Origin of the sequence: Akkermansia sp. (assembly GCF_020860705.1) — a bacterium.
Taxonomy (GTDB): domain Bacteria; phylum Verrucomicrobiota; class Verrucomicrobiia; order Verrucomicrobiales; family Akkermansiaceae; genus Akkermansia.
In genome coordinates this window covers 154,105-168,579 of the sequence record NZ_JAJBTT010000054.1, presented here as the reverse complement: position 1 = coordinate 168,579, position 14,475 = coordinate 154,105, and the positions used below count along the sequence as shown (strand labels likewise).

The 14,475-nt window shown below is 54.5% G+C and carries 10 protein-coding genes; 5 read left to right on the top strand and 5 right to left on the bottom strand.

Features of this window, described 5'->3' with window-relative positions; genetic code table 11:
- A partial coding sequence (locus LIO64_RS13010) for a uracil-DNA glycosylase (RefSeq protein WP_290549881.1) occupies nucleotides 1-742 on the top strand: 742 nt, incomplete at its 5' end.
- A gap of 213 nt (nucleotides 743-955) precedes the next feature.
- Here the strand turns inward: LIO64_RS13010 and LIO64_RS13005 are convergent.
- Nucleotides 956-2,017 carry a site-specific integrase gene (locus LIO64_RS13005; RefSeq protein WP_290549880.1) on the bottom strand — a complete coding sequence of 354 codons (1,062 nt, stop codon included), beginning with the start codon at nucleotides 2,015-2,017 and terminating at the stop codon, nucleotides 956-958.
- A 315-nt stretch (nucleotides 2,018-2,332) separates the two neighbouring features.
- Here LIO64_RS13005 and LIO64_RS13000 point away from each other — a divergent pair, with 315 nt between their 5' ends.
- Complete coding sequence (locus tag LIO64_RS13000; protein WP_290549879.1) at nucleotides 2,333-6,412, top strand: autotransporter outer membrane beta-barrel domain-containing protein; 4,080 nt, start codon at nucleotides 2,333-2,335, stop codon at nucleotides 6,410-6,412.
- Nucleotides 6,413-6,486: 74 nt separating this feature from the next.
- Entirely contained in the window at nucleotides 6,487-6,909 is a 423-nt protein-coding gene (locus LIO64_RS12995; RefSeq protein ID WP_290549878.1) for a hypothetical protein, read from the top strand.
- A 159-nt stretch (nucleotides 6,910-7,068) separates the two neighbouring features.
- Here the strand turns inward: LIO64_RS12995 and ilvD are convergent, their stop codons facing one another.
- Nucleotides 7,069-8,745: a dihydroxy-acid dehydratase gene (gene ilvD / locus LIO64_RS12990; protein WP_290549877.1), complete on the bottom strand. Its 1,677-nt coding sequence runs from the start codon at nucleotides 8,743-8,745 to the stop codon at nucleotides 7,069-7,071.
- A gap of 216 nt (nucleotides 8,746-8,961) precedes the next feature.
- Here ilvD and LIO64_RS12985 point away from each other — a divergent pair, with 216 nt between their 5' ends.
- On the top strand, nucleotides 8,962-9,666 hold the full coding sequence (locus LIO64_RS12985; RefSeq protein ID WP_290549876.1) for a response regulator transcription factor: 705 nt from the start codon (nucleotides 8,962-8,964) through the stop codon (nucleotides 9,664-9,666).
- A 12-nt stretch (nucleotides 9,667-9,678) separates the two neighbouring features.
- Complete coding sequence (locus tag LIO64_RS12980) at nucleotides 9,679-10,908, top strand: ATP-binding protein (protein ID WP_290549875.1); 1,230 nt, start codon at nucleotides 9,679-9,681, stop codon at nucleotides 10,906-10,908.
- A 351-nt stretch (nucleotides 10,909-11,259) separates the two neighbouring features.
- Here LIO64_RS12980 and LIO64_RS12975 read toward each other — a convergent pair whose 3' ends face one another.
- The 3 genes from LIO64_RS12975 to LIO64_RS12965 all read right to left on the bottom strand — a co-directional run bounded on the left by LIO64_RS12975 (nucleotide 11,260) and on the right by LIO64_RS12965 (nucleotide 14,373).
- Nucleotides 11,260-13,008 carry a hypothetical protein gene (locus LIO64_RS12975; protein WP_290549874.1) on the bottom strand — a complete coding sequence of 583 codons (1,749 nt, stop codon included), beginning with the start codon at nucleotides 13,006-13,008 and terminating at the stop codon, nucleotides 11,260-11,262.
- Nucleotides 13,009-13,230: 222 nt separating this feature from the next.
- Nucleotides 13,231-13,938 (bottom strand): hypothetical protein, encoded by a 708-nt coding sequence (locus LIO64_RS12970; RefSeq protein ID WP_290549873.1) that lies wholly within the window; start codon nucleotides 13,936-13,938, stop codon nucleotides 13,231-13,233.
- Between the two features lie 9 nt (nucleotides 13,939-13,947).
- Nucleotides 13,948-14,373 carry a hypothetical protein gene (locus LIO64_RS12965; protein WP_290549872.1) on the bottom strand — a complete coding sequence of 142 codons (426 nt, stop codon included), beginning with the start codon at nucleotides 14,371-14,373 and terminating at the stop codon, nucleotides 13,948-13,950.
- Nucleotides 14,374-14,475 lie beyond the last annotated feature (102 nt).

The following is a 14,475-nucleotide window of genomic DNA, read 5'->3' as shown; positions in this document are numbered from 1 at the left end:
TTCCCCATCTTCCCCATCCCCGCAACCGGAACTGGCAAAAACACCGCCCCCAAACATGGCTCCGGAACTGCTGCCTGAAAGCCAGGAACCAGCCTCTGCCATTACACTTCCGGAAGGAACGCTGGAAGACAAGCTGCACTACCTCCGGGACCTGGCGCAAAACTGGCAACCTGCACGGGAACTCAACTCCCTGCGCGACACCATGGTCTTCGCTACCGGAAATCCCCATACGGAGCTCATGCTCATCGGGGAAGCCCCCGGATACTATGAAGAAGTTCAGCAGGAACCCTTCGTGGGCCGGGCCGGGGAAAAGCTCAACCAGATATTGAAAGCCATGGGTCTGTCCAGGGACATGGTTTACATCTCCAACATCGTCAAATTCCGCCCTGCACTGCCCAACCAGCGAACCAACAACCGCGCCCCCACGCCGGAAGAAATTGAAGCCTGCCTGCCCATCATCATGCATGAAATCCAGGTCATCCAGCCCCGGATGATTGTTGCGCTGGGCGGAACCGCCGCCGTGGGCCTTCTAGGGGAACAAGGTTCCGTCAGCTCCATGCGCGGCAGGTTTCACGACCTCAACGGCATTCCCGTGCGCGTCACCTACCACCCCAGCTATCTGCTGAGGTCCGACAACCCGCGGGAAAAGCGCAAAGTATGGGAAGACATGCTGGCCGTCATGGAACGCCTGGGCATGCCTATCTCCGAAAAACAGCGCGGCTATTTCCTGCCCAGGGAATAAGCGCACGGCCCCCTTCCATACTTTCGGCACCACCCGGAAAAACCCAGTGCCCTGTTCTTGATCCGCCCTGGCAGGAAAGGCCTCATTTACAGAGATCACGGCAAGGCTACCGCAAGGGCCGTGCGTTGTTGCCGCCCTGTCCATTCAGCGCCGTTCCCAGGCCGGGCACCATGGAGAAACGGCAAAAACGCCCGGGGCAGACAGGAAATTCTCCTATCCATGGGGCTCCTTTTTCTCCGACACTTCCCAGAACAGCCTTGCCCTGTCACGGCTTACTCCCTCCATATTCAAATACCGTGCGCGCAGCAGGGCTGAGGAACGGTGCCCCATTTCCATCTGGAGAAGAGGAAAATCCCTGAACCATTTGGCATGGTAGGATGCGTAGGTATGCCGCAGAACGTCCGGCCTCCATGCACCGAATTTGCCGCCCCTTCTCCATCCTGCTTTTTCTCTGAACTGCCTCCATCGCAGCGGCCAGTTCGGCGGGCATAAAGGCTTGTGGCTCTCCCGGGCGCCGTACCCCGCCAAAAGCCGCTCAAGCACGGGATGGACAGTAACATGGCGCACACCGCCCGTCTTGCTCGCCAACGGTCTTACGGAAATCACCCTTTCTTCCAAATCCACATCGCTCCACCGGAGGCGTGCCACTTCTCCCGGACGGATCCCGGCATACATCATGATCCAGATGGCAGGAGCGCAATCACGGAATTCGGGAAATTCCGCCACACTCCTCAGGCATTTTATCTCCCCTGGCTCCAGCACGGCAATGACCTGCTCACGGAAGGATGGGGCATCCACCCGGACCAGGGGATTTTCTCCGCACCACCCGCGACGCAGGGAAAGGCTCATAACCCCGCTCATCACAGCCCGCGCCTTGTAGCGCTGCCTGCCCGTAGAAAAGGCGGATTCCAGAAAACGCGAGCAATGCTCCGGAGTCAGTTTCCTGACCGGAAAGTGCTTCAATTCCGGACATCTGCGCATCAGCGCGCCGGTAAAGTACCTGATATCCCGCAGGGTGGTGGGCCGCCGTCCGCATTTCATCCTCAGCGTTTCGGCTACGGCAGCCTTAAAAGATACCGTTTGTTCTCCGTTTTTCAACTCCTCCGCTCCCAGCTCAATGGCTTTTCTGGCGCGGCGCATGCTGCACCGGGAGCCGCCGCAACGCTGCATCAGTTCCAGAGCCAGGGTAGCCGCCTCCACCATGTTCAGTCCGCTGCCCTTCAACAACATTTCCGCCGCCAAATATTCGGCGCGTTTTTCCACATGTTCTCTCATTCCAGTAATATAATTGTAAAATAATGTTTTATGCGTCACAGGATTGCCAATCCTGATAGCAAGTAAAAAAACTACAATATTTCATATTTTATAGCGGTTTTAGAATTAATTCATCATGTACAAATTTCAATCTATTTGTTAGACTTTAAGCTATCAATAGTCTCTCCCGGAAAGAAGGAGCTTGAATTTTCTAACAATATGTAAACGAACCAAATGCATTCATGAACACAGGATTGGCAATCCTGTATGTAGGAGTAGGAAAGAAAAAGGCATTCCAATCCCTTTTCTTCCCGATAAACATAAACATACCAAATCATGAATCCTCGTTTACCACTACCTCTGCGCCGGGCTCTCCTGACAGCCATGTGCGCCCTCGGCTGCCAGGCTTTTGCGGCCGAATACACCGCTTCCAATCCGGAAGAATTCCAGGAAGCCTGGAACCAGCTGGCTGATGGAGACACGCTCAATATCACCGGCACTATTGACTTCCGGGGAACGACCCTGGAAGCCCTGCCCGCAGATGCACGCATTACCCTTAAATCGGACGGCAATGGCACCGTCTCCAATTTCAACTACGGGGACATGTCCGCAGTCTCCATGCAGAATGTGAATGTAAGAGGGGAGGGAACCGTGCGGGTCGGCAGCATGACGGACGGCATGCTCAGCGGAACGGATGAGACTGAAAATATCCTCTCCATAGAAAGCGGTTCCACCCTGGACGGCACATGGTTGTTACTGGAAAACAACAAGCTGGTAGCGGGAGACGGCGTCTTTCTTGACGGAAACAATGTCACCACCGGACATTCCACCTCCATAGAAACAAGAATCGACCCCGAAACGGGAGCCGTCATCTCCACGGTCGTCACCAATACTCCGGGAGAAATTGCCATGGAGCTGGGAAAGGATGTCCAGATCAATGAAATGGATTTGTCCATGAACGACGGCGTCCGCGGTAAAATTGTCTCTCATGGAGATATTTCCCTGTCCGATTCCACTCTCATATCCACAGGAGCCGTCAACACGACATCCGTTTATGAAGGCGAAAATGCCACTACCCTGATCGGCAAGTCGGAATCCGTGGGAGCCACGGGAGGAATCGATTTCAGCGCCGGCGCCGTTACAATGACTGATACCGACCTGAGCACGGCCGGAGACGGAGACCTCTATACCGGGGGCAGCATCCTGCTGGGGGACAACAGTGACATTTCCGCCGCAAACCGTGCGGAAATCACCACAGGAGCCCTGGTTCTCACGTCCGGCATTTCCATGCAGGACGACCAGGGCCGCTACCTGCCCGGAACCAGCATCCAGGAATCCATGGGCCTGTACGGGGACATATTCATCGGCGGCAACAGCTCCATTGAAAATTATGATCTGGATGCCGAAGGCTCCATCTTCATAGGAAATGGTTCGGAACTGACCTCCGTCACGATGGATGCCATTTCCGTGGAACTGAATTCCCTCTCCATCTTTGAACGGGAAGACGGTACCCGTACCGTGCACATGACCACAGCCGTGGGCGACCAGGCCACTGTTTCCATCGGCGACAATTCCACGCTGAATGACGTGGACATTTACGCCGAAGGCGGGGACATCTACATTGGCGACAATACCACCATCACCGGGGACAATGACCTTTCCGGCAGCCAGATGGCAGACATCTGGGCGGCGGATACGGTGGGGGACATCGACGATGAAGGCGTTTCCACCCGCGGGATCATTTCCTTTGAAGGAACGCTCAAGCAGAATGCGGACGGCGATTACGTTCTGGCCTCCGGAGAATACAGCGAAGGCACCTACGGGGGCAACATCGTCATCGGAAACAACGTTACCCTGACCATGACCACCGTAGCGGCGGAACATACCATAACGCTGGGAGACAACGTCACCTATCAGGGAACGGAAAACGCCTCCGTCTACCACATGAGCGCCTTCAGTGACTCGAAAAACAGCCTCACCCAGGCCAGCGTCAGGGACACGGATGAAAACGGAAACATCCTCAACGGGACCGTCACTATTACGGAACGTGAGAATAAAATCACCACGGGCCGCAACAATACGTTCATGAACAGCAAGGCGCCGGGCGTCTCCGCCGCCATGGACATTTCCCGGGGGGGAGCCCTTTACGCACACGGAGACATCGTGATCGGAGAAAACAACCGCTTCATCGACAACTCCGCCACTGGTTCCGGAGGCGCCGTTTTCGCCCAGAACAACATCGCCAAGGCGATCACCTACGTTGACGGGGAACGGACCTCCAAACTGACCACGGAAGTTCTGGACATCGTCGTAGGCAACGGTTCCGTCTTCTCCGGCAACCAGGCCGGAGCCAACGGGGGCGCCATCGCCTCCGAGCTGACGACCAACCTTAGCTTACTGCAAGACGGCAACGTGGACAACCTCTTTGAAAACGAAGGGGCCAACATCTGGATCGGTAAAAACACGGTCTTCACGGATAATACCGCGGGCGGCCTTGGCGGCGCCATTCACCTGATGGAAGACCGCCTCCTGGTCATCGGTTCCGGTTCCTTCTTCAGCGACAACACGGCCGGAGGTGAAGCCAATGACATTTTTGCCGAAGATGGAGCCGCCATCATCGTCAACACTGACGCGGATGCAATCACCGTCATCAACAGCGGCATTTCCGACGCCGACAAATTCACCCCGGATGGCAATTCGGAACAGATCCGCGGCTCCGCCAGCCTGGTGCAGCTGGGCGGCGGCGACCTGCTCTATGGCGGAAGGGACCAGGAAGACAACGGATTCGGCGGCGACTTCCTCCAGGGGGCCGGAGCGGGTTCCCTGATCGTGGGCCATGTGGCCGAAATTGACAACGAGCTTGTCCTGGAAGGGGCCCAACTGGGCGTGGAAGACCTGACGGACTATGAAATCAACGGCAAGGGCATCATCCTGACGGATGACTCCATCCTGGCCGGCGATACGCTGGAACTCAACGGCAACTCCGTAGTTGAGGTGGGGGAAGGAGCTTCCCTGCTGCTCAACGACATCACGTTCAACGGCAATTCCTCCATCAAGCTCTGGAGCATTGATGAAGCGGGCAATGGCCGGGATCTTACCCACACGGCCTCCGGCATTTCATCCGTGGACAATGTTTCCATCACCGGAGTGGATACGGACGAGCTGCCCCTGTTCAACTCCGCCTTCGTTTCCACAACGGCTGCCGTCAATGAGGACGGCACCATCCGGCTGTCCCAGAACATGAAGGGCGTGGCTTCCCCCATGCAGGGATATTCCGGCAACGTTTCCGGAGTGGCGGCGGCCATGGAACAGGCCCGCATGAACGTGCGGGACGACTCCGCGGCCAACAGGTTCTTTGAAAACCTGCTGGGAACCTCCAGCGCAGATGCGGCGGCAGCCATGATCCAGTCCGTCAGCGGGGAAACTGTGGTCAACGCGGCCTGGGCCTCCAATGACGCCCTCAAGGGCTTCGCGTCCCTTGTCCGGACGCAGGGAGCCCTTTCCGCAGCCCAGGGACTGAACGCCCCGGCCGCCAGGCCGGTGCAGTCCGTGGATGCCAAGGGCTCCCCCATCGCCATGGCTCCCGTGGCCTCCGGCCGCGGCTCCGTATGGATTGGAGGACTGGGCTCCTGGACGGACCAGAATGCGCGCCACGGCATTGACGGGTACAAGTACGATGCGGGCGGCTATGCCGTCGGCGCGGACTTCAAGTTCTCCTCTTCCGCTCTGGCGGGGGTGGCCCTCGGCCAATCCTTCGGCACCTTCCAGGACAAGGGGGGATTCTCCAGCTATGATGCGGATTCCTTCATGGCCATGGCCTACGGCCGCTATACTCCCTCCCGGAACAAGAAACTGACCTTGGACGGATACGCCGCCTTCGGAACCACCTCCTTTGACGGAAACGCCCGCGTAGCGGATACCTCCGCCCACGGAGAGTTTGACGCGGACTCCTTCGGAGCGGCCGTTTACGCCACCTGGACGGAAGAACTGGAGAACAAACTGGTCATCGCGCCCTTTGCCGGGCTGGAATTCATGACCGGGAAGACGGACAGCTTCACCGAACACGGCGACCTGGCACGCACCTTCAGCGGAGCCCGCGCCCAGAACTGGACTCTCCCTGCAGGCATTAGCGTGTCCCGCACCTTTGCCGTGGGTTCCAAAACCACGCTGACGCCCGGCATCACGGTAGCCGTGGCGCAGGATCTCAGCCGCATCAATCCCAAGGGAACGGTCGGCAGCGATCTGGGCTCCTGGACAGCCCGCGGCGTCAATAAGGGCCGCACGGCCCTGCGCCTCAACGCAGGAGTCAGCGCCACCTTCGGCAGCCGCTGGGGCGCCCGCCTCGGGTACTCCCTGGAAAGCCGCGCCGGCCTGACAGCCCAGGGCATCAACGGCTCCGTCAGCTACTCGTTCTAACGGAACCCCGTTCCCGCCTTCCCGGCCCGCTACCCGGCCGGGAAGGCCATTTTTAACCCTGCAGATTCTTTTTCATGAACTTATTAAACTCAATCCGCACCGCTGTTCTTCTGGGCTGCGCATGCCTGCTGGCTTCCTGTGGCGGCGGTTCCGGCAAATCGGACTCCACCGCCGTGGCTCCGCCGCAGACACTGGAAACAGGCAGCACCATCCTCATGACGGACGGCCACGGCGTATCCTACAAAATCACCTCATCCAGCACCCTGGAAACGGGTGACGGCATCTTCTCCGGAACATATACTTATTCGCCCGGTGCCGCTTCCGCCAAGTTTTCCATGGCACTGGCCGAGAAAAACGGCGAACATCCCCGGAACATTAAAAGCTCCGGAGAAATGACCTTTACCTCCGCCACGGAAGGAACCTACAAGGTAGAGGACTATGAGTCTTCCGCCGTATCCCCGGTAGGCCTGGGCGGTCCCTTCAGAATCGCCAGGTAGAGCATATTTTTTGTTCGGTATTATTGTTGATAGCAGAGCCGCTCCCTTCCGGGGGCGGCTCTCTTTTTGGGGAGAACACTGTGTAACACAAAACCGGGCAAAAATGAAAAGCCGCTTTCCCCGGAGGAGGAAAGCGGCTGAAAATAAAATGGGTGCCAATTATTCACCGCTCTGGAGAACGGCGCCGCGGCTGGCGTTGGTGGCCAGCTTGCGGTAGCGGCTGAGCCAGGAGGAGGAAACCTTGTTGTACGTGGGTTTCCAGTCCGCACGGCGGCGTGCGATTTCATCCTCCGTCAGGCAGGCATTCAGCGTACGGTCCGGAATGGAATACTCAATAATGTCCCCATCCTTCAACAGGCCGATCAGGCCGCCTTCCGCCGCTTCCGGGGAAATATGGCCGATGCAGGCGCCGTGCGTGGCTCCGGAAAAACGGCCGTCCGTGATCAGCGCCACTTCCGCGCCCAGGCCCTGCCCCATGATGTAGGAGGTAGGCGCCAGCATTTCCTGCATGCCGGGGCCGCCCTTGGGCCCTTCATTGCGAATGACGACCACGTCGCCGGACTTTACCTTCCCGGCAAGGATGCCTTCACAGGCGTCTTCCTGGGACTCGAAAATCACGGCGGGCCCGCGGAAGCTCATCATGTCCGGGTGTACCCCGGCCTTCTTCACTACCGCGCCTTCCTCCGCCAGATTGCCGAACAGAATAGCCAGGCCGCCGTCTTTGGAATAAGCGTTTTCCAGCGGATGAATCACGGTTTCATCCGTAATTTCACACCCTTCCACGGTTTCCCCCAGCGTCTTCCCGCTGACGGTCATGGCATTCAGATGCAGGGCGCCGGGAATGTTGGAGATCTCATGGATGATGGCGCTCACGCCGCCGGCGCGCAGAACGTCCTGCATGTGGAAGCGGGAGGAAGGAGCCACCTTGCAAATATTCGGCGTGCGCCGGGAAATATCATTGATGCGCTGGAGATCGTACTCCACGCCCGCTTCCCGGGCAATGGCCAGCGTATGAAGCACAGTATTGGAACTGCCGCCCATGGCCATGTCAATCGTAAAGGCGTTGTCGATGGCGTCCCGGTTCACGATGTCGCGCGGCAGGGGGCCATCCGCTTTCGCCATCTCCACGGCGCGGCGCGCGGTTTGCTTCCAGAACTCCTTGCGTTCTTCGGAAGTAGCCAGCAGGGAGCCGTTCCCGGGAAGGGCCAAGCCGATCACCTCGCTCAGGCAATTCATGGAATTGGCCGTGAACATGCCGGAACAGGAACCCGCGCCGGGACAGGCGCGGCACTCCAGGGAATGGAGTTCCGTCTCATTGATCTTGCCCGCCTTGAACCGGGCCACGGCTTCAAACACACTGTTCAGGTCCAGCACGGTGCCGTCTTCCGCCATGCCCGCGGCCATCGGGCCGCCACTGCAGAAAATGGTGGGGATATTGCAGCGCAGGGCGCCCATGATCATGCCGGGAACAATCTTGTCACAATTGGGAATGCAGATCATGGCGTCAAACGCATGGGCGCTCAGCATCGTCTCCACGCTGTCTGCGATCAACTCACGGCTGGCCAGGGAAAACTTCATGCCTCCGTGGCCCATGGCGATACCGTCACACACGCCGGGAAGGTTGAACTCCACGGGAGTTCCTCCGGCTTTGCGCACCTCTTCCTTGATGAGGGCGGCTACCTTGTTCAGATGGACATGGCCCGGAATCACCTCATTAAAGGAATTGCAAATGGCAATGAAGGGACGGCTCAGATCCTCATCCGTCATTCCCGTGGCACGCATCAGACTGCGGTGCGGCGCACGCTCGAACCCTGCTTTAACTCTATCGCTTCGCATGACAATATAACTGTTGCGGGGCAAGTGTACCACATGACGCACGGAAGAGAAGTTGAATCTAGGCCAGTCTTGCAAAACGGAAATGCCTCCGTTACAGTCTGTTTGCATAAGGAAAGGCTTTATCTGTCCGGAAATGCCTTCCGGACGGGGAAATGTGAACGAATCGTCACATCTAATATCGGGACACCGCCCCTCCCTTCATCGTAAAAAACAGCCATGGCAACTATTCTTATCGCTGAAGACGATCACGCCATCTCAGACCTCGTGGCCTACAACCTGGAACGTGCAGGCCACACGCCCCTCGCGGCCTACGACGGCCTCACCGCACTGGAAGTGGCGCGCAGGGACAAGCCGGAACTGATCCTGCTGGACCAGATGATGCCCGGCATGGACGGCCACGGCGTGCTGCGGGAACTGCGCAGGGACAGCCGCACCCAGGGCATTCCCGTCATCTTCCTGACCGCCAAGGCCCAGGCGGAAGACCGCATTCAGGGGCTGGAACTGGGAGCGGACGACTATGTAACCAAACCGTTCAGTCCCAAGGAACTTGTCCTGCGCGTAGCCAGCGTCCTGAAGCGGTGCGAGCACACGCCCGGCAGCGTCATTGCGGAATACGGCCCCTTCACTTTTGACAAAAACGCCCTCAAATTCTACATCGACAAGGAGGAAGTGGATCTGACGGCCACAGAATTCAAACTCATGATCTACATGATTGAACGGGAAGGACAAACCCTGAACCGCAACGACCTGCTCAGCTGCGTGTGGGGATACAGCCACCAGGCCCAGAGCCGCACGCTGGACACGCACATGAAACGGCTGCGCCAGAAACTGACCCCCTATGCGGACTGCATTGAAACCGTCCGCAGCATCGGCTACCGCTTTACCCTCCCGGGACGACGCCTGCCCAGGGAAGAAGCCTAACGCTTTTGCTCCATGTCGGCCGTCGACTACATCCTCATCATTCTGGTTCTGGCTTCCCTGTACCTGAACTGGCATCTGGTCCAGGTGTGCCGGTCCGCCATGAAAGCCCGGAAAAAGGCTCTGCGGGACGCGCAGCGCCTGCTGAAACGCGGGGAGGAAGCCCAGGAACAGGCCATTGCGGACAAACGGCGCTTTCTGGAAGCCCTGGGGGAAGCCTTCCTGCTCATCGGGCCCTCAGGCCATATTGTGCTGGCCAACACGCTGGCCCGGGAACTCTTTCAGGAGGAAAGGCTGGAAGGGCGCAAAGTGGGAGCCCTGGTCTGCAACCAGGAACTGCTGGGGCACGTTCAGGAAGCCTTTGACACGGATGGTCCCGTGACCAAGGAATTCACCTTGAGCGCCGTCAACTCTCCCGGCGGAGTGCAAAACGGCATCACGGCGTGGCATCTGGACAGCGCCATCACGGACGCCCCGATCAAGGAAAAACGCATCCTGCTGCGCAACGTCACGCAAAACTACCTCACCAACCAGATGCGCCGGGACTTCGTGGCGAACGCCTCCCACGAACTGCGCACGCCGCTCACCATCATCGTGGGGTACCTGGAAAACCTGATGGAAGACGATCTGGTGGAGGAAAGCCCCGGACTGGCCCGCAAATTCATCGGCGTCATGCACCAGAACAGCCAGCGGCTCATGAACATCATTGAAGACATGCTCATGATCTCCAAGCTGGAATCAGGCCACAAGGCTATTCTGAAGGAACAGTGGTTCCATATCACCTCCTGCGTGGAAGACGTCTTCTCCCGCCTGGACTCCATCCGGGAGAAAAAACAGGCCGCCCTGCACATGGACATTCCGGCGGAATGGGAACTCTACGGGGACCCCTTCTATTGGACGCAGGTCTTGTTCAACCTGGTGGAAAACGCCCTCAAGCAAAACACGGAACCGGGACTCTCCGTCACCGTGGCAGCTGCCGGAACGCCGGAAGCCTGCGTCATTACCGTCACGGATACGGGCGTAGGCATTCCCGCGGAAAGCATCCCCTTCCTCTTCAACCGCTTCTACCGGGTGGAAACCCACCACTCCTCGGAAATCAAGGGAACGGGCCTGGGCCTCTCCATCGTCAAACGGGCCGTGGAAGCCCATGACGGCTCCATCACCGTCTCCAGCACCCCCCACCGGGAAACCGTCTTCACCATCACCATTCCGCTGAAACGGTTCCGGGAAGAAAAGAGGGCATAAGATTCCGATGTGGAGCAACCTGACATGATTGCTGGTGAGTTCGTGAAAAAATATCCTTTAAAATCACGGAATTATTTTAAGTTTCAAAGAACGTACACATACTGTAATTCCTTCCACTTGATACCGGGAGGCCATTCACTTGTACTGTATTGATGATTCTTCCCTTACTCATTCATATGGTCGTCTGGTCGGAAGAACCAAAAAGGAGGAGGAATGGATCGTCATCTTCCAGCTTCTTAAAAAACACAAGGTTGAATAGCTTCGAGCTGGTTAATCAATTTTCTGGGCCAGGAGAAAATAAACAATGATTCCAGTACTCATCTCATCCAGATTGGGATTGTTATTCTCCCTTCAATGCCCAACCTGGGCCTCTGCATAACGTACCAACGCTTTTTTATCTCCCAGCTGATCGGCTACTTTCAGTCCTATTTCCGCCATTTTCTTCCGTACGGAAGCTTTGTCTACTTCCTTCAACCATGCCGTCAGGAAGGTATCGGCCCGGGCCGACAATTGCTTGTCTTTCCATAAATCAAGCACCTGCCCATAAAACCCTAGAAACTGCAATGCCGTTTTTTCATGACTCAAGAGCGGAGGAATTGCCTTTTCCAGCACAGCACAGGTTTGTACCCTCACCTTCCGGTCGATCTTGTTCTCCTGGTAAAATTTCAGCCAGTTTTTGAAAAAGACTCTCTTGGTTTTCACTTCATAAGGCAGCTTGCCGGCCATGGCCGGAATATCATTCCGCGCCAACGCACAGAAATTGCGCATATAAGCGTCCACGGAATCCCATGATTCATTTTGGGACAGTAATTGGGGATAGACGGCATAGCCATTCGCCTTTTTCCAGTCCAGCCCCAATTCCTTCTTCATGAAATATTCCCACAGGGTGGGATTACCGGGAAAGACCTCCTTGAACCGTTCCAGCAAAACCAGCTTGTCTTTCTCCGCCAGACGCCCCTTCTTTCTCATCAAAGCCTGCCATGCCGGATAATTGGAAGCATTCCGCTTCAACGCTTCTCCCAACAAAACTTCCGCCTTCTGGGGGTCGGCTGCCAGAAGAGATAAATAATAACATAAATTGGAAGCGGAGGCATCCTCTCCTTTCCAAAAACGTGGAAGCTCCGTGATGGTGGAAACAGCACCCTTCCACGGCCCCCCGGAACCGCCCTCCGACCATATCCAGCCATAAATATTATTACCTATCTTCCACTCTCCATCCGTTCCCTTCCACACAAAAGCGCAGTGGCCCGGCTGCCCGATCGTGTAGGAAGGAATACCCTTCGCTTTCACAAACCCGGCCGCTCCCTTGGAAACAGCGCCGCATACCCCGCCATATTCTACATAAATTTGTAAGGAAATCGGCTTATGGTCGTAAAACGCACCCCCGGCGTGCACACTGACTCCCTGCTTGTTCTTCATGCGGTAGGGAATCAGGCCGCAACAGGCATATCCGGCGTTCCCCGCCTTGATCTTCTTTTTACCAGCCAGATAATCCTGGGCCCAGGCAAGTTCCTCCAGACTTTCCCTCCCACGGAAGAGAATGCCAAATTCCCACGGTTCCAGCGTAATGAACTGCGGAAACAATTTCTTTTCCGCAAAAGACTTCTTGTAAAAATCATACCGCGCTTCGCACTCCTCCGGCTCCCTGGACGAGGAAGTCAACGCCGCGCCCAATGCCATGTTGAGGCCAACCCCGGAAAGTTCTTTCCCTTCCTTCACCCAGATATTCCGCAATACAGCCAGCGTATTCTTTCCCGAGGCCTTGGCAAATGCCAGTTTTTCAAACACCTCCGGATGATCCAGCAGCCATTTTACAAATTCCTTGTCCTTCAATTCATGAAGGATGTAAGTCCTCTCCTTCCCCACCAACGCAAAGAAATGGGCCATGTAGCAAGCCTGCGCCACCTCCCGGTCCTTCAACAGGGATTCCACGGAAAACGTTTTTTCCGCCTCCAATTTCTTGTGCACATATTGCCGGCACAGCCCGGCAATATTCCGCACACCCCCTCCTTCCATCTGCCATGCCAGACGCTGACGGGAAAGATCTTCAGCAGAAACCACTGATAAAAAAGACAGGAAGAAGAGCAGAAATTTAAGCATAAAAGTGTTAAAAACAAGAATTGTACATTTCAATTTAAAACACGGAACACTAATTTATTATATTCTATTTACAATTAATCAGTTAATTTCTATTTTGACAAATCCTCTATGGGAAAGAACTTCTGGAAGTTGCCCACCAGCCCTATCTCATATACACAAGAATAAAACTCAAGCATTGGTGCAACAAATACTTCTCTAAAATAGTCTCTTATTATTAAAAATTCATTTTTGCACACTAATCATACCAGGAGCAATTTCTTTCAAGTTAATCTCATGAGTCTTTCTGTATTCATTAATATGAACCGATACATCAAACATCAAAACTTTAGTATCATCCTCTTTTTCCAACCGGACTCGATCAATAAACTTTTTCCCAAATATCCATGTTGCTCTTGAAACTACTTGATAACCAGGAAAATTTTTCTCCAGATAATTCTTCTGTGCTTCCAAAACTTCCTTCTCAGTTTTAGCGTCTCTCAATTCAATGGGAAAATCATAAGAGCTTCCTGGTTCCTTATCTTTTTTTATACGTTCTTCTTGTTTCCGGAGATCTCTAGAAATTTTAATGATTTCTTTTTTATGAAGCTCGTTAAATTTCTTTCGATAGTCCGTAATATCAAAACACACTTCTATTACATTTCCCTGTTCGTTTTTTAAATACACAGTTTCAATGATTGATTTCTTACTGGAAAGGTCCACTTCTCTGTCACCTATATTATAACCAGGATAATTTGTTTCCACATAATTTTCAATCCAGCTGTCAAGTTCTTCGCGGTTTTTTACACCTTCTACAACGACGGGGGAAGAAGAGTCATTCTTTTCCAAATTGACTTCGCTATTCATAGGAACTTTATGCATCATATCCTTTTCATGTGCATGAAGAAACCCTGTAGAAAGTAAAATGAGGTTTATTAATATAATTTTTTTCATAATATTTTATCACTGATGTTTTTCACATTCTTCTTTAAGTTCCTTTTCAAATTTCTTAAGAAGATCTCTTTTTGCTGTAGACACGGCACTTTGAGCACTTTTTTTCCCTTCAATATTTGGATCAAAAAAATCCTTCGTCCCATCAGCTAAATGTGCTTTAATCCCCGTTTTCCATGGAGTTTTAAATTTATGATTATGAACAAATCTATAGGCATACCACAGATGAACATGATAAGTATGTTTCATGGAAGCCCCTACTAGATGATCCATATCCACTATCCCAGTTTCTGCACCTAGAGCCTCAGTAAGAATAGATTCCACCATATCCCCTAATACCCCCGCAACAATGTCAGGTGGGGTAGGAGGCTCTTTACCCCAAGGAGTAAAGAATGCAAGATATCTTCTTTCTACACGACATCTTGGCTGATCAGCCAAGACATTTCCCTGAAAAAACAGTAATATAGAGATTATCAAAATACCCGCGCGTCTCATCGCTCCTTTTTAGGATTATTGATGAAAAAGAAAATGTCAATATCT